This is a genomic window from Pseudomonas sp. TMB3-21 (assembly GCF_054898145.1).
In genome coordinates this window covers 2,270,421-2,290,320 of sequence record NZ_CM142718.1, presented here as the reverse complement: position 1 = coordinate 2,290,320, position 19,900 = coordinate 2,270,421, and the positions used below count along the sequence as shown (strand labels likewise).

The following is a 19,900-nucleotide window of genomic DNA, read 5'->3' as shown; positions in this document are numbered from 1 at the left end:
AGACCGACGGGGGCAAGCCCCTCGCCACAGAATCGCAATGCCTTACAATCCACCGGTCGCCTGAAACCCTACACCCAAAACCGTCAACACCGACAACGGCAACAACAGCGTATCCAGCAACGCACTCGCCGGCAGATCAACGCCTGGATAACTCGGTGCCTCTGCGCCAAACCGGTCCATCGCACAGCAACCGCCGTTTAACGCATACAAATCCAGCCGTGTCCCGGCATACACCACTGGCGCCCCGGGCTTGGCTGCATCCAGCGTGCGCGCCGTGGCGCATCCCGCCAATTGCAACGCGAGCAGAACGACCAGCAGTTTATTCATCGCTGGTCAGATGGTGTTCGCCCCAACGCGGCAGCATGTCCTGCGGGATGTTCAGCAGATTGAGAATCCGCGCAACGATAAAATCGATCAGGTCATCGATGGTTTGCGGCTGGTGATAGAAGCCCGGCGACGCCGGCAAAATGGTCACGCCCATGTTCGACAACTTGAGCATGTGCTCCAGATGAATGCTCGAATACGGCGCCTCGCGCGGTACCAGAATCAACTGGCGACGCTCCTTCAAGGTCACATCGGCGGCCCGCTCAATCAGGTTGTTGCAGGCACCCGTAGCGATGGCCGACAAGGTCCCGGTGGAACACGGCACCACCACCATCGCCGCCGGCGCACCGGAGCCGGACGCCACCGGCGACATCCAGTCTTCCTTGCCATACACACGAATCTGCCCGGCAGCGGCGCCGGTGTACTCGGTGAGGAAGGCCTGCATCATCTGGGTCTTTGGCGGCAACGTCACGTCAGTTTCGGTGGCCATGACCAGTTGCGCGGCTTTGGAAATCAGGAAATGCACTTCGCGGTCTTCGCGCACCAGGCAGTCCAGCAGGCGCAAACCATATTGCGCGCCCGATGCGCCGGTCATCGCCAGCGTGATACGTTCCGGGCCGTTGTTCATTGCAGCGCCTCGGCGAGTTTGCCGTGCAGGCCGCCGAAGCCGCCGTTGCTCATGATCACCACGTGCGTGCCGGGTTGAGCCTGACTCTTGACCCGCTCAATGATGCCTTCCAGCGAATCACTGATGATCGACGGAACAGTGCACGACGCGGCAGTCCCGGCCAGATCCCAGCCAAGGTTGGCCGGCGCGTACCAGATCACCTGATCGGCATCGTTCACACTTTCCGGCAAACCATCCCGGTGCGCGCCGAGCTTCATCGAGTTGGAGCGCGGCTCAATGATGGCGATCAGCGGCGCGTCGCCGATGCGCTTGCGCAGACCGTCGAGCGTGGTGGCAATGGCGGTCGGGTGGTGAGCGAAATCGTCATAGATGGTGATGCCGCGCACTTCCGCGACTTTTTCCATGCGTCGTTTGACGCTTTTGAACGCGCTCAACGCGGCGATGCCCATGGACGGCACCACACCCACGTGACGCGCTGCAGCCAAAGTAGCCAAGGCGTTGGCGACGTTGTGCTGGCCAGTCATGTCCCACTCGACAATGCCTTGGGCGACGCCTTCGAACATGACTTCGAACCTGGAGCCGTCTTCGCTGAGCAATTTGACCTGCCACTGGCCACCGGCGCCGGTGGTTTGCACCGGGGTCCAGCAGCCCATCTCGATGACGCGCAACAAGGCCGGTTCGGTGGTCGGATGAATGACCAGGCCTTCGCTCGGAATAGTTCGCACCAGATGGTGGAATTGCCGCTCGATGGCGGGCAAATCCGGAAAGATGTCGGCGTGGTCGAACTCAAGGTTATTCAGGATCGCCGTGCGCGGACGGTAGTGAACGAATTTCGAGCGCTTGTCGAAAAAGGCGCTGTCATACTCATCCGCTTCGATCACGAAAAACGGCGTATCGCCCAAGCGGGCAGACACGGAAAAGTTCTGCGGCACACCACCGATCAGGAAACCCGGGCTCATGCCCGCATGCTCCAGCACCCAGGCGAGCATGCTGCTGGTGGTGGTTTTGCCGTGAGTACCCGCAACGGCGAGCACCCAGCGATTCTGCAGCACATGGTCCGCCAGCCACTGCGGCCCGGAGACGTATGGCAGGCCTTTGTTCAGCACATATTCCACCGCCGGATTGCCGCGAGACATGGCATTGCCGATGACCACCAGGTCGGGTGCCGGATCAAGTTGCGCCGGATCGTAACCTTGGGTCAGTTCGATGCCCTGGGCTTCGAGTTGAGTGCTCATCGGCGGATAGACGTTGGCATCGGAGCCCGTCACACGATGGCCCAGCTCTTTGGCCAGAACCGCCATCGAACCCATGAAAGTGCCGCAAATACCAAGAATATGAATGTGCATAGTCGACCTCGTAAAACATGGCCGCAGGTTAGCCTAGGGAGGGGAAATTCGCACCCTTTCGCTTTGATCTGTCACGCTGACCGAGCGATGCCATGCTTACGCAGCTTTCTATAAAGCGTATTGCGACTGATGCCCAACTGCTCTGCCGCATGCGTCATGTGCCACCGCGTGTGCTCCAGCGTATTGAGCAGTGTCGATCGCTCGGCATCGTCCAGCGGATGATCCGACGGCTCTTCGACCGCAACGACCGGCGCGGGCCGGGCCTGCAGAATGATCGCCGGTAAATCTTCCAACCCTATTCGCCCGCCATCACACAGCGCCGCCAACGTGCGCAGCACATTGCGCAACTGCCGCACGTTGCCTGGCCAGGCAAACCCGAGCAAGGCCTGGCGCGCTTGGGCGTCAATCAGCAAGGTTTCACCTGGCGTTTCCTCGGCCAGCAAAAAATCCAGCAACTGTGATTTGTCGCTACGGTCACGCAATGCCGGCAACGCGACTTCCAGGCCGTTCAGCCGATAATAAAGGTCTTCGCGGAAACTGCCGTCCTGCACCCGCCCCAACAAGTCTCGGTGGGTCGCGCTGATGATCCGCACATTGACCGATTCCGGTTCGCCCCCGATGGGTACCACTTGGCGATCTTCCAGAACCCTTAATAGCCGGGTCTGCATCGCCAGCGGCATGTCGCCGATTTCATCCAGAAACAACGTGCCCCCATCGGCTTGCTGCAACTTGCCGCGCATGCCTTCCTTGCGCGCACCGGTGAAACTGCCGCCGCGATAGCCGAACAGTTCGCTCTCGATCAGGCTTTCAGGAATGGCTGCACAATTAAGCGCTATGAATGATTTGGCAGAGCGTTGACTGGCCTGATGCACCGCCTTGGCGAACGCTTCCTTGCCGGAACCGGTTTCGCCATTGATCAACAGCGGCACATCGCGCTCGAACACGCGCACAGACTTGCGGAAATCTTCCTCCAACCCGGCGTCACCCAGGCAGATGCCTGACAGGCGCACAGGTTGCGCGATCACTGACGCAAGCGCCATCCGCTGGGGAATACTGCGCGACTGCCCACGCAAAACCGCAAACAAGCCCCGCCCGTCACGCGTGCGCAATGGCCAACTGGCGCTGGCATCGACACTTGCACGCCCCAGCAAATCATCCAGCGAACAATCGAAAAACGCTTCTACGGGCTTGCCCAGCAGCCCGCCGCGAATGTGCCCAAGCAGGTTCAGCGCGCTCTGATTGACCGCGCTGATGCGCCCTTCCCCGTCAAACGCCAGCAACCCTTCGCTGAACAGCCCGACGGATTCGGCCTGCAGATGAAAACGCAGCAACCATTGATTGTCGAAGTAGCGCAGGAAATAGCAGCTCTCGATCATCTTCGCCGACAGATTGACCAACGCCATCGTATGAAACTGACTCTGGCGGGACACCTCGTGGCGTGCCGATGACACATCCAGCACGGCCAGCAATTCGCCGTGAGGGTCGAACACCGGGCTCGCCGAGCAGGTCAGGCCGGTGTGGCGGCCGCGGAAATGTTCGTCCTGATGGATGGTCAGCGATTGGCGCTCCACCAGGCAGGTGCCGATGCCGTTGGTGCCTTCGCACGCTTCACTCCAGTCGGCGCCGAGCCACAGGCCGGCGCGCTCGAATATCTTGCGCTCGGCTGGCGCCGTCACGCAGTTGAGGATCACCCCGCGGGCATCGGTCAGCAGCACCGCATGGCCAGCGCCGAAAAGCTGCTGATGAAGACTGCTCATTTCCGAGCCCGCGATCTGTAGCACTTGCTGCAAGCGTTCACGGCTTTCGAGCACGCGGCCATGTTCGAGCACCGTCGGCGCCATCGTCTGGGCCGGGTCGAGGTGATAGTCCTCCAGGCACCGCAACCAGGATCGGGCAATGGACGGATCGCTGCCGGGACCGTGCAGGTGAGATTTTCCCTGGGTGACGGTCAACACTTGCCGGGCATGGCGACTCAAATGGTTGTCGTGCATTTCTTATTGTTCTCCCCGAAAGGTCCACGGCCCCGTAGGAGCTGTCGAGTGACACGAGGCTGCGATCTTTTCAAAGTCATCTCAAAAGATCGCAGCCTCGTGTCACTCGACAGCCCCTACAGGGGCGAAGCAGCAGCCATCAAAAGTGCAAGCCCGAGCATCCTCCAGCCAAGTCTGCATTGCAATGCTGGCAAGACTGCCCGGTCACCACCTGTGTCAGAACCGGTACAAACTGTCACCTGCATTGTGTCGACCTCGCGACAGAGAGCATCCGCCCGTCCGACAGAAATCACCTAAAGCCTTGATTCCCCTGACCTGCAAGGCAGTGGCCCAACCTTTGCTCTACGCTTATAGCAAGCGCACATGCGCCTCTCTTCCATAACTACAAAAGCCAGGAGAAACCATCATGCGTTACGCTCACCCCGGTACTGAAGGCGCTATCGTTTCGTTCAAGAGCAAATACGGTAACTACATCGGCGGCGAGTTCGTCGCGCCTGTCAAAGGTCAGTACTTCACCACCACTTCACCCGTGAACGGCCAACCGATCGCTGAATTCCCGCGTTCCACCGCCGAAGACATCGACAAGGCCCTGGACGCTGCCCACGCCGCCGCCGATGCCTGGGGCGCGACGTCCGCCCAGGCACGTTCGCTGGCGCTGCTGAAAATCGCCGATCGCATCGAAGAAAACCTGGAACTGCTGGCGATCACCGAATCCTGGGACAACGGCAAGGCCGTGCGCGAAACCCTCAATGCCGACATCCCGCTGGCCGCAGACCACTTCCGCTACTTCGCCGGTTGCATCCGCGCCCAGGAAGGCAGCGCTGCCGAAATCGACGGCAACACTGTGGCTTATCACATTCATGAACCGCTGGGCGTGGTCGGCCAGATCATTCCGTGGAACTTCCCGATCCTGATGGCCGCGTGGAAACTCGCCCCGGCGTTGGCGGCCGGTAACTGCGTGGTGCTCAAACCTGCCGAGCAAACGCCGCTGGGCATTACCGTGCTGGTCGAGCTGATTGGCGACCTGCTGCCGCCGGGCGTGCTGAACATCGTTCAGGGTTTTGGCAAAGAAGCCGGCGAAGCGCTGGCCACCAGCAAACGCATCGCCAAGATCGCCTTCACCGGCTCGACCCCGGTTGGCTCGCACATCATGAAATGCGCGGCCGAAAACATCATTCCGTCCACCGTGGAGCTGGGTGGCAAGTCGCCGAATATCTTCTTCGAAGACATCATGCAAGCCGAGCCAACGTTTATCGAGAAAGCCGCTGAAGGCCTGGTGCTGGCGTTCTTCAACCAGGGCGAAGTGTGCACCTGCCCATCGCGCGCGCTGGTCCAGGAATCGATCTACGACGATTTCATGAAAGTGGTCATGAAAAAAGTCTTACAGATCAAACGGGGCGATCCGCTGGACACTGACACCATGGTCGGCGCTCAGGCCTCCGAGCAACAATTCGACAAAATCCTTTCGTACCTGGAGATTGCCAAGGGCGAAGGTGCCGAATTGCTGACTGGCGGCAAAGTGGAAAAACTCGAGGGCAGCCTGTCGAGCGGCTATTACATCCAGCCGACATTGCTCAAGGGCACCAATAAGATGCGGGTATTCCAGGAGGAAATCTTTGGCCCGGTGGTGAGCATCACCACGTTCAAGGACGAAGCCGAAGCGCTGGCCATTGCCAACGACACGGAGTTCGGCCTCGGCGCCGGCCTGTGGACACGCGACATCAACCGCGCCTACCGCATGGGCCGCGCTATCAAGGCGGGGCGTGTCTGGACCAACTGCTATCACCTGTATCCGGCGCACGCCGCGTTTGGCGGTTACAAGAAGTCCGGCGTCGGGCGTGAAACCCACAAAATGATGCTCGATCATTATCAGCAGACCAAAAACCTGCTGGTGAGCTACGACATCAACCCGTTGGGCTTTTTCTAACCTTCCCAACCGCTCCTGCAGTTGAAATGCAATCAACTGTAGGAGCTGGCTTGCCAGCGATAGCGGTGTGCCCTTCCACCAAGAGACTTGCTGTGCGGGCCTCATCGCTGGCAAGCCAGCTCCTACAGTGATTCTCACAAGTACTTGCGAATTGCACTCGGCATAAAAATGCCGAGTTAAAAAACAATAACAACGGACGGTACTTCTCATGCCTAGCGAACCCACCGGATCCTCGGTCGACTTCGAAAAAGTCGGCACAGAATATTTCCAGCAACGCGAACTGAAAAAAGGTGCAGCAGGCTGGGTCCTGTTGGTAGGACTCGGCGTGGCTTACGTCATCTCCGGCGATTACGCGGGCTGGAACTTCGGCCTGGCGCAAGGCGGCTGGGGCGGCATGTTCCTCGCCACATTGCTGATGGCCACCATGTATTTGTGCATGTGTTTTTCCCTGGCGGAATTGTCTTCCATGATCCCCACCGCCGGCGGCGGCTACGGGTTTGCCCGCAGTGCGTTCGGCCCATGGGGCGGATTTCTCACCGGCACCGCGATCCTCATCGAATACGCCATCGCCCCCGCCGCCATCGCAGTATTTATCGGCGCCTATTGCCAGTCTTTGTTCGGCATCGGTGGCTGGATGATTTATCTGGCCTTCTACATCATTTTTATCGGCATCCATATTTTCGGGGTCGGCGAAGCGCTCAAGCTGATGTTCGTCATCACCGCCGTGGCGGCGCTGGCCCTGGCCGTGTTTCTGGTGGCAATGGTGCCGCACTTCAGCGTCGCCAACCTGCTCGACATCCCGGTCACCGAAGCCAGGGGCGCCAGCAGTTTCCTGCCGTTCGGCTACGTCGGCGTGTGGGCGGCGATTCCCTTCGCGATCTGGTTTTTCCTCGCTGTCGAAGGCGTGCCGCTGGCCGCCGAAGAAACCAAAAATCCGAAACGCGATCTGCCACGCGGGCTGATCGGCGCCATGCTGGTGCTGGTGACTTTTGCCTTGCTGATTCTGGTGATCGGCCCCGGCGGTGCGGGCGCGAATGCGTTACTGACGTCGGGCAACCCGTTGGTCGAAGCCTTGAGCAAGGCGTATGGCGGTTCTACCTGGATGGGTCATTTCGTCAATCTGGTCGGTCTGGCCGGGCTGATCGCCAGTTTCTTTTCGATCATCTACGCCTATTCGCGACAGATTTTCGCGCTGTCCCGCGCCGGCTATCTGCCGCGCAAACTGTCCGAGACCAACAAGAACAAAGCCCCGGTGCTGGCGCTGATCATTCCCGGCATCATCGGTTTTGGCCTGTCGCTGACCGGCCAGGGTGATTTGCTGATTCTGGTGGCCGTGTTCGGCGCGACCATTTCCTACGTCATGATGATGGCCGCGCACATCACTCTGCGTATTCGTCGCCCCAAAATGGATCGGCCTTACCGCACGCCGGGCGGCATCTTCACCTCGGGCGTCGCGCTGGTGCTGGCCTGCATTGCGGTAATCGCGGGGTTCCTCGTGGATCCACGGGTCGTCATCGGCGCAGCCATCATCTATGGAGTGCTAATTGCTTACTTTGCTTTCTATAGCCGGCATCACCTGGTAGCAGGTACCCCTGAAGAGGAATTCGCGGCGATTCAGCAAGCCGAAGAAGCCTTGCACTAACCGCCGGATAACACGGCGCAGCCCCGCGCTGCGCCGTCACGGAGAATTTGTATGGCCAGTTTTGCGCACACGGTCGGCAACCAGACCCACCGCTTCGACAGCCTCAAGGACGTCATGGCCAAGGCCAGCCCGGCTCGCTCGGGCGACTTCCTCGCGGGCGTTGCCGCCCTGAACGACGGCGAGCGCGTCGCAGCGCAGATGGCGCTGGCTGACATACCGCTTAGCCATTTCCTGCAGGAAATGCTGATCCCTTATGAAGCCGATGAAATTTCCCGGCTGATCATCGACACCCACGACAAACAGGCTTTCGCCGTTGTCAGCCACCTCACCGTCGGCGGTTTTCGCGACTGGCTGCTCAGCGATGCGGCCGACGAACACAGCCTGCGCGCCCTCGCGCCTGGGCTGGCGCCGGAAATGGTCGCCGCTGTTTCGAAAATAATGCGCGTGCAGGACCTGGTGCTGGTGGCGCAGAAAATCCGCGTCGTGACGAAATTTCGCGGCACGATGGGGCTGCGCGGTCGCTTGTCCACACGCCTGCAGCCCAATCATCCGACGGATGAACCGGCCGGCATTGCCGCGAGCATTCTGGACGGCCTGTTGTACGGCAACGGTGACGCAATGATCGGCATCAACCCGGCCACTGACAGCACCTCATCGATCTGCGCAATGCTGGAAATGCTCGATGCGATCATCCAGCGCTACGACATTCCCACCCAGGCCTGCGTCCTGACCCACGTCACCACGTCCATTGAGGCGATCAATCGCGGCGTCCCGCTGGACCTGGTGTTCCAGTCCATCGCCGGCACCGAAGCGGCCAACGCCAGTTTTGGCATCAACCTGAACGTGCTGCAGGAAGGCTACGACGCCGGGCTCAGTCTGAATCGCGGCACGCTGGGGCAGAATCTGATGTATTTCGAAACCGGCCAAGGCAGCGCTCTGTCGGCCAACGCCCACCATGGTGTCGATCAACAAACTTGCGAAACCCGCGCCTACGCCGTCGCGCGCCATTTCAAGCCGTTTCTGGTGAACACCGTTGTAGGATTTATCGGCCCGGAATACCTCTACAACGGCAAACAAATCATTCGCGCGGGTCTCGAAGACCATTTCTGCGGCAAACTCCTCGGCGTGCCGATGGGCTGCGACATCTGCTACACCAACCACGCAGAAGCCGATCAGGACGATATGGATACGTTGTTGACGCTGTTGGGCGTGGCCGGGATCAACTTCATCATGGGTATCCCGGGCTCTGACGACATCATGCTCAATTATCAGACCACGTCTTTTCATGACGCGCTTTACGCCCGGCAGACGCTGGGGCTGAAACCTGCGCCGGAATTCGAACAATGGCTTTCGACCATGGGCATTTTCACGCAAGCAGACGGCCGGGTCAGGTTTGGCGACAGCTTGCCCCCGGCATTCCGCCACGCGTTGGCGCAATTGGGATGAGTGTCGAAATGGATAAACCACCTGTTGATGCGCAAAACCCGCTGCTTGAATTGCGTCGCCTGACCTCGGCGCGCATCGCGCTGGGCCGCACTGGCACCAGCATGCCGACCAGCGCGCAACTGGACTTCCAGTACGCCCACGCCCAGGCCCGAGACGCCGTGCACTTGCCGTTCGACCACGCCGCGCTCAGCGCACAACTGGCGGAGCGCGGACGCGAAACGCTGTTGCTGCAAAGTGCTGCGACCAACCGCGACAGCTATCTGCAACGGCCCGATCTGGGCCGCAAGCTCAGTGAACAATCAGCGCAAACCTTGCGCGATCACGCCGCAGCCAATCCCGGCGGGGTGGATTTGGTCATCGTGGTGGCCGATGGTTTGTCCGCGCTTGCCGTTCATCGCCACACCCTGCCCTTTCTCGCGCGCCTGGAGGAGCAGATGGCAGCGGACGGCTGGTCTGTGGCGCCGGTCATTCTGGTCGAGCAAGGCCGGGTTGCCGTGGCCGACCAGATCGGCGAACTGCTGGGCGCAAAAATGGTGGTGATCCTGATCGGCGAGCGTCCGGGGCTGAGTTCGCCGGACAGCCTGGGGTTGTACTTCACTTACGGCCCAAAAGTCGGCCTGACCGATGCCTATCGCAACTGCATCTCCAATGTCCGGCTCGAAGGCTTGAGCTACGGCATGGCGGCGCATCGCCTGCTGTATCTGATGCGAGAAGCCTGTCGACGGCAATTGTCCGGGGTCAATCTGAAGGACGAAGCGCAAGTTCAGACGCTGACGTCGGACGATGGTGCGGACATGAAGGGTAATTTCCTACTCAGCGCGCCGGATGCCTGAAGCGTTTCCGCATTGCGTTTCGGCGGTCGATTCAGGCAGGATCGACGCACGGCTGCCCGAGTGAGAACCGTCCGCCGTCGAAGCACGTGATGACAGCCACTTGAAGACGAGACCTATCGATGCGGATTATTCAAGCGACTCTGGAACACCTGGACCTGCTGACCCCGTTGTTCGTCAAGTATCGCGAGTTTTATGGCGCCTTGCCGTATCCCGACTCGTCCCGCGCGTTTCTGGAAAAACGTCTGCGTCGCAAGGAATCAGTGATCTATCTGGCTCTGGCCGATGCCGACAACAAATTGATGGGCTTCTGTCAGCTGTACCCAAGCTTTTCGTCTCTGTCGCTCAAGCGTGTGTGGATACTCAACGACATTTACGTCGCCGAAGATGCGCGCCGCCAGCTGGTGGCCGACAACCTGATCCGCACCGCGAAGAAAATGGCCAAGGACACTCACGCCGTGCGCATGCGTGTATCCACCAGCAGCAATAATGAGGTGGCGCAGAAAACCTACGAATCGATTGGTTTCAAGGAAGACACCGAGTTCAAGAACTACGTGTTGCCGATCAGCGACGAGCTCTGAACCTCACCTTGTAGGAGCAAAGCTTGCTCGCGAAAGCGGTCTTCCATCCGACGCAGGGTTGAATGACCACCCCCATCGCGAACAAGCTTGCTCCTTGCAGCAGAGCGCGCGTTGACCGCCGGTCCTGCGCGACACCCCCCGCTACAAACTCAACGCGCTTTTCATCACTCAAACCGTATAATGCCGTCCTTTCGGCTTGTAAGAAAAACTACACCCGTCTGTAGGCCTTACGCGAAGTCATCCGCACAGGCCTGCCGAGTCGGGCCGCTTACCACAGGTGCCCGCCATGGATTTCAACCCGCTCGACCTTATTCTGCATCTCGATGTTTACCTCGATTTGCTGGTCAACAACTACGGGCCATGGATCTACGCCATTCTGTTTCTGGTGATTTTCTGCGAGACCGGTCTGGTAGTAATGCCTTTCCTGCCGGGCGATTCCCTGCTCTTTATTGCCGGCGCTGTCGCGGCCGGTGGCGGCATGGACCCGGTGCTGCTGGGCGGCCTGCTGATGCTGGCGGCGATTCTCGGGGACAGCACCAACTATGTGATCGGGCGGACCGCCGGGGAAAAACTCTTCAGCAACCCGAATTCGAAAATCTTCCGCCGCGATTACCTGCAGAAAACCCACGACTTCTACGACAAGCATGGTGGCAAAACCGTGACCCTGGCGCGTTTCCTGCCGATCATCCGGACCTTTGCGCCATTCGTCGCCGGTGTTGCCAGAATGCCGTATCCGCGCTTTTTCGGCTTTAGCGTGCTCGGCACGATTCTCTGGGTCGGTGGCCTGGTAACCCTCGGTTATTTCTTCGGCAACGTCCCGTTCATCAAGAAAAACCTGTCGCTGTTGGTGGTCGCAATCATCCTGCTGTCGCTGGTGCCGATGATCATCGGCCTGTTTCGCAGCCGCTTCAGCGGTTCAAACTCCAAAGTCGAGTCGCGCTGAATCAGCATGTGGTCGTTTAGCGCCTGGCGTCGCCAGCGCCGGCTCGCGCGCCACCCGATTGCCGATGACATGTGGCAGCGGGTGCGCCACCACCTGAGCTTTCTCGATGGCCTCACTGCCGCCGAAGACCAATGGCTGCGCGAAGCCTGCGTGCTGTTTCTCGAAGACAAACACCTCACCGCCCTGCCCGGCGTCGAGCTCCATCAGGAGCAGCGCCTGTTGCTCGCGGCACAGGCGCAGTTGCCCTTGCTGCACCTTGGCGATCTGGACTGGTATCAGGGTTTTCACGAGATAGTGCTGTACCCCGACGATTTCGTCAGTCCGCAGCGCCATCGCGACGCCAGCGGCGTGGAACACGAATGGGACGGTGAGCACAGCGGCGAAGCCTGGCAGCAAGGCCCGATCATTCTAGCCTGGCCCGGTGTGATGGCCAGCGGCGGGTGGGAAGGCTACAACCTGGTCATTCACGAACTCGCGCACAAACTCGACATGCTCAATGGCGACGCCAACGGTTTACCACCGCTGCACACGGACATGCGCGTCAGCGACTGGGCGACGGCGATGCAGGAGGCCTATGATGATCTTGATCGACAACTCGAGCATGACCCCGACGCCGAAACGGCCATCGACCCCTACGCGGCGGAGAGCCCGGCCGAATTCTTCGCGGTCACCAGTGAGTACTTCTTCAGCGCGCCGGATGTGCTGCAGGAGAACTACCCACAGGTCTACGAGCAACTAAAGCTGTTTTATCGCCAGGACCCGCTGGCCCGGTTGCGGCAACTTCTGGCCGAAGACCCGGTCTATCAGGCACGTGACTAGTCTCTACGACTTCTGGTACATGGCGTCGAAGGCGGAATATGCCTATAATCGCCGCCACTTTTTGGTCAATCCGGCCAAGTGTTTTTGGTCAACTTACGGGGGCACCGCCCAATGAGCTACAGCAAGATTCCGGCTGGCAAAGACCTGCCGAACGACATCTACGTCGCGATCGAGATCCCGGCCAACCACGCGCCGATCAAATACGAAATCGACAAAGACAGCGATTGCCTGTTCGTTGACCGTTTCATGGCCACCCCGATGTTCTACCCGGCCAACTACGGTTTCATTCCCAACACCCTGGCTGACGACGGCGACCCCCTCGACGTGCTGGTTGTGACCCCATACCCGGTTGCTCCAGGCTCGGTCATCCGCGCCCGTCCGGTCGGCATTCTGCACATGACCGACGATGGCGGCGGCGATGCCAAAGTCATCGCAGTGCCACACGACAAGCTGTCCCAGCTGTACGTCGACGTGAAGGAATACACTGACCTGCCAGCGCTGCTGCTGGAGCAGATCAAGCACTTCTTCGAGAACTACAAGGATCTCGAGAAAGGCAAATGGGTGAAGATCGAAGGTTGGGGCGACGCTGAAGCGGCACGCACCGAAATCATGAAGTCGGTCGCCGCCTACAAAGGCTGATCCTGCACTTCGGATGCAAAGAGAACCCCGGTTGATCCGGGGTTTTTTGTGGCCGCTATACCCGCACAAACCGGCCGTTGAATGCTCTGCGGCCTTCGTTGGCTCTGTTTATTTTCCGACAAGGGCGTCTTACATCCGGTCGTAAATTCGACCCTGAAATTGAACGAGTCGTTTATTCAAAGCCCCGCGTGCCGCACGTAGACTCTTGCTCATGAAAAAGAACAAAACCTGCGGTGTGCGATTCAGAATGCTCCTCCAAGAGGCGAATATCACCACGACGCGATTTGCCGAATTCCTGCAGATCGAAAAACCTCAAAACGTGCATAACTGGTATTCCCGCGGAGTACCGGACTACTTCATGGAAGAAGTCGCCAGACGACTCTCTGTCAGCAGCGACTGGCTCAAAACCGGCGAAGGCCCAAAGGCTGCGAAGGAACTGCGCGTGGTCGACCATGCCGGTAACGCCTCCGACGCTCAGGCGATGCGGGGCATCTATAAAGTCGTCGAACCTACCGATGTCGAACTGCCGTTTTTCAAAGAAGCCAGCCTCGGCCCGGGCTCCGACAAAACTCACGTCATCAAGGATCCGGATCAATCCATCCGCCTGCCCCGAAGCGACCTCGATTCACTGGAAATCAAGTACACCGACGCGATCTGCGCCCGCATGATCGGCAACAGCATGGCCGAAAAAATCGAAGACGGTTCCCTCATCGCCATCGACCGCGGGCTGACGCAAATCGTCGACGGAGAAATCTACGCCATCGAGCACGACGGCATGCTGCGCATCAAATACCTGCACCGTATTCCCGGCAACTCGTTGCGCATGCGCAGCCATAACAGTGCCGAATACCCGGATGAAATCTTCAGGCCCGTGCACATCGAAGAGCAAAATATCAGGGTGCTGGGATGGGTATTCTGGTGGTCGACCCTTAATAAACGCAGGCCGTTGGTGCCGTTTCTATAACCCCCTACGATTCTTGGCAACCCGATTCTCCAGGTCAATACAGAACCTGTGGGAGCCGGGCTTGCCCGCGATGACGCAGGCACATTCAGCACAAAAATGTCGCCCAGCGCGGCCGAACGCTCTACTCCGCACTCCACACTGGGCATTACGCAAAAAAATCAGTATGCTGCGCCGCACATTTGCGCATCGCCCCGCCCCGCGGCTCGATCGCACCGACAAGGCAGACGACTGTCTCGCCAAGTCCCACAGCCGGACGCAAGATCCGGGTGTACGTTTTGAAGGCTGACGCGGTTTACCAAAAATAAACCAAGCCAGTCCCCGAGAAGCCGGCCACAAGCCGGCTTTTTAATGCCTGCCATTTGGCTCTTGGCTCAACCGCCCTTACGACTCAACATCCCCTGCCGCCCCCGCCAACTCCCGCTCGATCTGTTCAATGCTCGGCAGACTCGTTTGAAACTCTGCCGGCAATGACTCCACCAACTGGTATTCAGCCACGCCGATGGGCTGGGCGTTATCCCGCAACGCGTATTCGGCCACTATCTTGTTTTTGCTCTTGCACAGCAGCAGACCGATAGTCGGGCCATCTGATGGATGTTTGAGTTGGGCATCGACAGCGGTCAGGTAAAAACTCAATTGCCCGAGATGCTCTGGCTTGAATTTGCCGGCCTTTAGCTCGATGACGACATAGCATCGCAACTTGAGGTGATAGAACAATAAGTCGATGAAGAACTCGTCACCGCCGACATCCAGCAGCACTTGCTTGCCGACAAAAGCAAAGCCTGCGCCCAGTTCCAGCAAGAACTCAGTGACATGCTTGACCAGCGCGTTTTCTATCTCGCGCTCCTGCGCATCGACGGTCAGGCCGAGGGAGTCGAAGCGGTAAGGATCTTTCAGTGACTCGCGCGCCAGGTCGGAGTGCGCTGCAGGCAGGTGGTTTTCAAAATTACTGATTGCCTTGCCGCTGCGCTCCAGCAAACCCGACTCTATCTGCATCACCAATACGTTGCGCGACCAGTTGTGCTCAATGGCCTGGGCCGCATACCAGCGGCGGGTTCCGGGGCCGGGCAACTTATCCAGCAAGGCTAATTGGTGATACCAGGGCAATTGTGCAAGCACCTCTTGCACAAATTCAGCGGCAGTGTTCAAAGCTGCCCCCCTTCAAATGCTCGGCCACACCTGAATGCCAGGAGATATCAAGCGTCGTCTACTCGATTATTGTTTAGACGGCTCTCCTAGCTACCCATTAACAACTCGTGCTTAGGAGTGCCAAGCACGATAGATCCGTGTAAACACGGATCCGGTGATCACCGTGTCTTGCTCCATGGCTCACGCGCCCGCTGAGCAGGCGCTAAAAAGTGGGGGATGATAACGTCTGGGCAAAGCTTGCGTATGCTAGACGGCGGAATTTATTGCGACGGGATGTTCTGTAGGACGAAAGCCTTTCTATACACAGTGGCTTACGTTTTATCACCGTTAACGACTCACCCGTGCGGGATACCTGAGTGAGCGTTAATTTATACTCGCCCGCCGATCAGCACAAAAACGTAGCCATCACAGGGAAGCGTCCATGTCCGTTCCAACTTACGATCAGTTCATCGAACCCATCCTGCGGTTTCTCGCCACGAAACCCGATGGAGCACCCGCTCGGGATGCCTATGAAGCTGCAGCAAAAATGTTGCAACTGACTTTAGAGCAACGTGAAGAACTGATCGCCAGTGGGCAGACGACCTATAAGAACAGAGTAGGCTGGGCACACGATCGGCTCAAGCGTGCCGGCCTTTCCAGCAGTGCCAAACGCGGGTATTGGAAACTGACTGACGCGGGTGTGGCCTACGCCAAGGAACATCCAGCCCCCTTGCCGGCCGGCGCAGTGGAACATTTAGCCATTGGCTATATGAATGTGAAGCTGAAGGTTGCACCTGACGCGGCACCGCTTGATGACGAAACACCTGTTGAACCTGACGTGACCTCTGCGACCGCCAGCCCGGATGACCGGCTTGAACAAGCCCTCCAGGAATTGCGCGACGCTACGGCGGCTGACCTTTTGGATAACTTGTTACAGGTCAGCCCCAACCGCTTCGAAGTGATCGTGCTGGATGTGCTTCATCGCTTGGGATACGGCGCTAGTCGCAATGACTTGCAGCGAGTTGGCGGCTCTGGGGATGCCGGCATTGATGGCATCATCTCGCTCGATAAGCTGGGGTTGGAGAAGGTCTACGTTCAAGCCAAGCGCTGGCAGAACACGGTTGGCCGACCTGAGCTGCAGGCTTTCTATGGTGCACTTGCCGGACAGAAAGCCAAACGCGGGGTGTTCATCACAACCTCTGGTTTCACCGCTCATGCGATCGACTTCGCCAAATCGGTGGAGGGCATCGTTCTGGTTGATGGTACGCGGCTGGTGCATTTGATGATGGATCATGAAGTCGGCGTTACATCCCGATTGTTGCGGTTGCCTGCGCTGGATCGTGATTATTTTGACGAAGAGTGAGAGATCGGTTTTAGGCAAACCGGCCACTTCCCCTGCAACGCTTGAGGCTCAAAGTGGTGGCACACTAGAATCACGAAGTACGCCCGACTTGGCAGGTCGCGGTTAACGCGCAGAAGAGATTGGGCTAAAGCGGGTTTAGATAGTTGTGCAGGTCAAGGAGACCACGATGCCAGACGTCAGAAACATCAAGGAACAAAAGCTTCTATACCACCTCACTTCGGTTGAAAACCTGGATGGCATTTTTCAGGGAGGTCTAAAGCCTCGCGCTGAACTCACCGACTTCAAAGATGTAGCTGACAGTGAAATCCTGAAGAAGCGCAAAGTCCTTGAGCTTGACAGCTATGTGCCCTTTCACTGGTTCGCTGCAAATCCATTCGACGGAAGTGTGCAACGTAACAACCCTGATGTGACATTCGTCTTGATCTCCGTTTACAGGTCCATTGCGAAACAAAACGGTTGGAAAGTCATTCCTCGCCACCCTCTGGCCAACGATTCAATCCAGTTACTCGATTACGACGAGGGTTTCGAAACCATCGAGTGGGAGGTCATGAACAGCCGGGAGTATCACGACGCGCACTGCAAAAGCATCTGCATGGCGGAATGCTTGTCACCTGGCGTTGTGAAACCAAACGCCTTCTTCAAAATCTTCACGCCTAACGAGGAGGTCGAAGCACTCTGCGTGGCAAAAATGCGCAAGGCCGGTGTTAATGTACTCACCGGCGCGAATCAGAGAATGTTTTATCAATGACCTACACCAGTCTGAATCCAGAGAAGGCTCTGATTTGGCGGATCGTCCATCGCGATAACCTGCCGTGGATTCTGGACAATGGGCTGCATTGCGCAAACTCGAAGGTGCTGGCCCCCCAGTACGTGAATATCGGCAACGTCGAATTGATCGACAAGCGCCGATCCCGCTCTGTGCCCATCTCGCCAGAGGGGTTTTTGGCCGACTACGTACCCTTCTATTTCACCCCCTTCTCTGTGATGATGAAAAACATTCACTCCGGGTGGAGCGTTCAGCAGCGCAGCAACGATGAGATCGTGATTCTGGTCTCCAGCCTGTACCGCGTAGAACAGCTTGGTCTACCATTCGTCTTCACAAACGCACACGCCTACCCGGATTGGACAGACTATTACAGCGATCTGGCGAATCTCGGCGAGATCGATTGGTCTATCCTTCAGCGGCGTGATTTCAAACGTGATCCTGATGACCCTCGAAAGATGGAGCGCTATCAGGCCGAAGCGCTGATTCACCATCACCTACCAATTACAGGACTCCTTGGCATCATGTGCTACACCGATGCAATGAAAGAACGCATAGAACAAGACGTGGCCGCTAGGGGCCTGACGCTGTCTGTTCATGCGCGTCCGGGATGGTATTTCCAATGATCAGATTTACCCAAGGCAACCTTCTGGAAGCCAAAACCGAAGCCCTCGTCAACACGGTGAATACCGTAGGCGTGATGGGCAAAGGTATCGCGTTGATGTTCAAAGAGCGCTTCGCGGAGAACTACCGTCTATATTCGGCGGCCTGCAAGGCTGGTGAGGTAGAAACGGGCAAGGTTCACGTAACGGCAGCCAACGAGCTTGATGGCCCTCGCTGGATCGTGAACTTTCCTACCAAACGTCACTGGCGATCGCCGTCGCAGATGGCTTGGATTACCGAAGGTTTACACGATCTGCGTCGCTTCCTGATTGAAAACAACGTGAAGTCTGTGGCGGTTCCACCGCTAGGGGCCGGTAACGGTGGATTGAAATGGCCTGAGGTTCGCGAACAGATTGTTGATGTCTTGAGTGATCTTGATGTCGACGTGTTGGTATTCGAACCTTCCGACCAGTATCTGAATGTCGCCAAGCGTAGCGGCGTGGAAAAACTCACGCCTGCTCGCGCACTCATTGCCGAGCTGGTCCGACGCTACTGGGTTTTGGGGATGGAATGCAGCCTGCTTGAGATTCAGAAGCTGGCCTGGTTCCTGGAACGCGCTATTGAGAAGCTACCGGACATCGAAAACCCACTGAATCTTAAGTTTGTTGCTCATAAATATGGGCCGTATGCCAATCGGTTGGAGCATCTGCTTAATAATCTTGATGGCAGCTATCTGCATTGCGACAAGCGCATCAGTGATGCGGGTATCAGTGACGTGATCTGGTTTGACCAGGAGCGTAAAGCTTTTCTGCAAACCTATCTAAAAACGGAGGCCAAGGAGTATTCCCAAGCCCTGGAACGCACGGCAGAGTTAATCGATGGCTTTGAGTCGCCCTTCGGTATGGAGTTATTGGCGACGGTCGATTGGTTGCTGAGTCAGGAGAAGGTATCTCCGACTGTTCCTGCCGTACGCGAAGCTTTGAAGCATTGGGATGGCGGAGCCGGTGCTGCAGCTCGCAAAAGCAGATTGTTTGACGATCCGGCGCTTGATATCGCACTCAAACGCCTGACCTCCAGTAGTTTCAAGCCTGAAATGGCTGCCTGTTAACTTCAACTGTTCCCGAATGATTTGTCCAACAGCCTGTTGGACAATCACTACCTCACGGATAGCTAAACCCCTTAACCAACGTCAACTCCCCCACCGCCCGCATTGGCACCAGAAACGTCTCCATCTTCTCGTCCGGCGTGCCTTCCTCGGTGATCACCGTCACCTGCGCCGTAGTCAACGGCTGCACCGCATCTTCCTGGCCGGCCTCGTCACTGCGATAACCGCCGCCGAAGTAATTCACGTACACCAGATACTGCCCTTTGATCGGCGCGGGCATGGCAAAGATTTCCGGGCCGTAGCCTGTGGTCACGTCCACATCCAGCGCCGCGCCGTTGGCCACGGCGCGATCGCCGTACCAGATGTGCGCGCCGTTGGGTGTGATCAGGTGCAGATCGAGGTCGGTGCCATCACTGTCCCAAGCGAGCAGCACGCGCAACTTGGCCGGTGTCGCGCCGCCGCTGGTGTTGAGGAATTGCGTGCGGCGCCGCTGTTGGCCGTCGGCGCTGCGGACTTCGACGCTGTTACTGCCATTGGGAAACGAGAACGGCCGATCAAAGCGCCCGGCAGGATCGATCTTCAGCGGCATGCTGACGCCGTTGACGATCAGGCGACCCGGCTCGTTTGTCTTGGGGGCCCTTTGAATCTGACCAGCGATGCGTGCAGTGTTGGCCTGCCCCACCGGCGTATTGACCGAGGACGCGGGATAATTGACGGTCTGCCTGAAGTATTCATTTTCAGCGCTACCGGTACGCCAGCCGCCGACAGGCGTGTCGAGCTTTACAGAAGCGGCAAAAGTCGTCGGCACTGCCCAGGCGAAGCAAAGAAACAGTAAGACCTGTGGATAACGGAGTTTCATGG

The 19,900-nt window shown here is 58.2% G+C and carries 18 protein-coding genes and 1 pseudogene; 13 read left to right on the top strand and 6 right to left on the bottom strand.

Annotation, left to right across the window (positions count from 1 at the left end; all coding sequences use genetic code 11):
• Positions 1 to 42 precede the first annotated feature (42 nt).
• From ACYZTS_RS10590 to ACYZTS_RS10575, 4 genes are all read right to left on the bottom strand, one after another.
• Entirely contained in the window at positions 43 to 327 is a 285-nt protein-coding gene (locus ACYZTS_RS10590; RefSeq protein ID WP_461995754.1) for a YceK/YidQ family lipoprotein, read from the bottom strand.
• Entirely contained in the window at positions 320 to 952 is a 633-nt protein-coding gene (gene ubiX / locus ACYZTS_RS10585; protein ID WP_028620890.1) for a flavin prenyltransferase UbiX, read from the bottom strand. Before ubiX ends, ACYZTS_RS10590 begins: the two co-directional genes overlap by 8 nt.
• Positions 949 to 2,298 carry a UDP-N-acetylmuramate:L-alanyl-gamma-D-glutamyl-meso-diaminopimelate ligase gene (gene mpl / locus ACYZTS_RS10580; protein ID WP_461995752.1) on the bottom strand — a complete coding sequence of 450 codons (1,350 nt, stop codon included), beginning with the start codon at positions 2,296 to 2,298 and terminating at the stop codon, positions 949 to 951. The genes ubiX and mpl overlap by 4 nt, the downstream gene beginning before the upstream one ends.
• Before the next feature lie 71 nt (positions 2,299 to 2,369).
• Positions 2,370 to 4,289: a sigma-54-dependent Fis family transcriptional regulator gene (locus ACYZTS_RS10575; RefSeq protein WP_461995750.1), complete on the bottom strand. Its 1,920-nt coding sequence runs from the start codon at positions 4,287 to 4,289 to the stop codon at positions 2,370 to 2,372.
• Positions 4,290 to 4,695: 406 nt separating this feature from the next.
• On the opposite strand from ACYZTS_RS10575, the gene exaC reads away from it, so the two are divergent.
• The 9 genes from exaC (at position 4,696) to ACYZTS_RS10530 (ending at position 14,080) form a co-directional block, all read left to right on the top strand.
• Positions 4,696 to 6,216 carry an acetaldehyde dehydrogenase ExaC gene (gene exaC, locus ACYZTS_RS10570; RefSeq protein ID WP_461995749.1) on the top strand — a complete coding sequence of 507 codons (1,521 nt, stop codon included), beginning with the start codon at positions 4,696 to 4,698 and terminating at the stop codon, positions 6,214 to 6,216.
• A 208-nt stretch (positions 6,217 to 6,424) separates the two neighbouring features.
• Entirely contained in the window at positions 6,425 to 7,858 is a 1,434-nt protein-coding gene (gene eat / locus ACYZTS_RS10565) for an ethanolamine permease (protein WP_461995747.1), read from the top strand.
• A 51-nt stretch (positions 7,859 to 7,909) separates the two neighbouring features.
• Positions 7,910 to 9,304, top strand: a complete 1,395-nt coding sequence (locus ACYZTS_RS10560) for an ethanolamine ammonia-lyase subunit EutB (protein WP_461995745.1) — start codon at positions 7,910 to 7,912, stop codon at positions 9,302 to 9,304.
• A gap of 8 nt (positions 9,305 to 9,312) precedes the next feature.
• Positions 9,313 to 10,137, top strand: coding sequence for an ethanolamine ammonia-lyase subunit EutC (gene eutC, locus ACYZTS_RS10555; RefSeq protein ID WP_461995744.1), 825 nt, complete (start codon positions 9,313 to 9,315; stop codon positions 10,135 to 10,137).
• 119 nt (positions 10,138 to 10,256) lie between these two features.
• Positions 10,257 to 10,715 carry a GNAT family N-acetyltransferase gene (locus tag ACYZTS_RS10550; protein ID WP_461995742.1) on the top strand — a complete coding sequence of 153 codons (459 nt, stop codon included), beginning with the start codon at positions 10,257 to 10,259 and terminating at the stop codon, positions 10,713 to 10,715.
• A 286-nt stretch (positions 10,716 to 11,001) separates the two neighbouring features.
• Positions 11,002 to 11,658 (top strand): DedA family protein, encoded by a 657-nt coding sequence (locus ACYZTS_RS10545; protein ID WP_028620882.1) that lies wholly within the window; start codon positions 11,002 to 11,004, stop codon positions 11,656 to 11,658.
• Between the two features lie 6 nt (positions 11,659 to 11,664).
• Complete coding sequence (locus tag ACYZTS_RS10540; RefSeq protein ID WP_461995739.1) at positions 11,665 to 12,477, top strand: M90 family metallopeptidase; 813 nt, start codon at positions 11,665 to 11,667, stop codon at positions 12,475 to 12,477.
• 111 nt (positions 12,478 to 12,588) lie between these two features.
• Positions 12,589 to 13,116: an inorganic diphosphatase gene (gene ppa / locus ACYZTS_RS10535; protein ID WP_045061525.1), complete on the top strand. Its 528-nt coding sequence runs from the start codon at positions 12,589 to 12,591 to the stop codon at positions 13,114 to 13,116.
• A gap of 211 nt (positions 13,117 to 13,327) precedes the next feature.
• Positions 13,328 to 14,080: a S24 family peptidase gene (locus ACYZTS_RS10530; RefSeq protein WP_461995737.1), complete on the top strand. Its 753-nt coding sequence runs from the start codon at positions 13,328 to 13,330 to the stop codon at positions 14,078 to 14,080.
• A gap of 381 nt (positions 14,081 to 14,461) precedes the next feature.
• On the opposite strand, the pseudogene ACYZTS_RS10525 reads toward ACYZTS_RS10530, so the two are convergent.
• Positions 14,462 to 15,214, bottom strand: a pseudogene (locus ACYZTS_RS10525) (PDDEXK nuclease domain-containing protein); the annotation flags it as partial.
• Positions 15,215 to 15,647: 433 nt separating this feature from the next.
• Here ACYZTS_RS10525 and ACYZTS_RS10520 point away from each other — a divergent pair.
• The 4 genes from ACYZTS_RS10520 to darG all read left to right on the top strand — a co-directional run bounded on the left by ACYZTS_RS10520 (position 15,648) and on the right by darG (position 19,042).
• On the top strand, positions 15,648 to 16,568 hold the full coding sequence (locus ACYZTS_RS10520; protein WP_461995735.1) for a restriction endonuclease: 921 nt from the start codon (positions 15,648 to 15,650) through the stop codon (positions 16,566 to 16,568).
• Between the two features lie 166 nt (positions 16,569 to 16,734).
• Positions 16,735 to 17,316: a DarT ssDNA thymidine ADP-ribosyltransferase family protein gene (locus tag ACYZTS_RS10515; RefSeq protein ID WP_461995733.1), complete on the top strand. Its 582-nt coding sequence runs from the start codon at positions 16,735 to 16,737 to the stop codon at positions 17,314 to 17,316.
• A complete protein-coding gene (darT, locus tag ACYZTS_RS10510) occupies positions 17,313 to 17,957 on the top strand; it encodes a type II toxin-antitoxin system toxin DNA ADP-ribosyl transferase DarT (protein ID WP_461995731.1) in 645 nt (214 codons plus the stop codon). Before ACYZTS_RS10515 ends, darT begins: the two co-directional genes overlap by 4 nt.
• Positions 17,954 to 19,042, top strand: a complete 1,089-nt coding sequence (gene darG, locus ACYZTS_RS10505) for a type II toxin-antitoxin system antitoxin DNA ADP-ribosyl glycohydrolase DarG (protein ID WP_461995730.1) — start codon at positions 17,954 to 17,956, stop codon at positions 19,040 to 19,042. Before darT ends, darG begins: the two co-directional genes overlap by 4 nt.
• A 52-nt stretch (positions 19,043 to 19,094) precedes the next feature.
• On the opposite strand, the gene ACYZTS_RS10500 is transcribed toward darG, so the two are convergent.
• Positions 19,095 to 19,898, bottom strand: a complete 804-nt coding sequence (locus ACYZTS_RS10500; RefSeq protein ID WP_461995728.1) for a YfaP family protein — start codon at positions 19,896 to 19,898, stop codon at positions 19,095 to 19,097.
• Between the last annotated feature and the right edge of the window lie 2 nt (positions 19,899 to 19,900).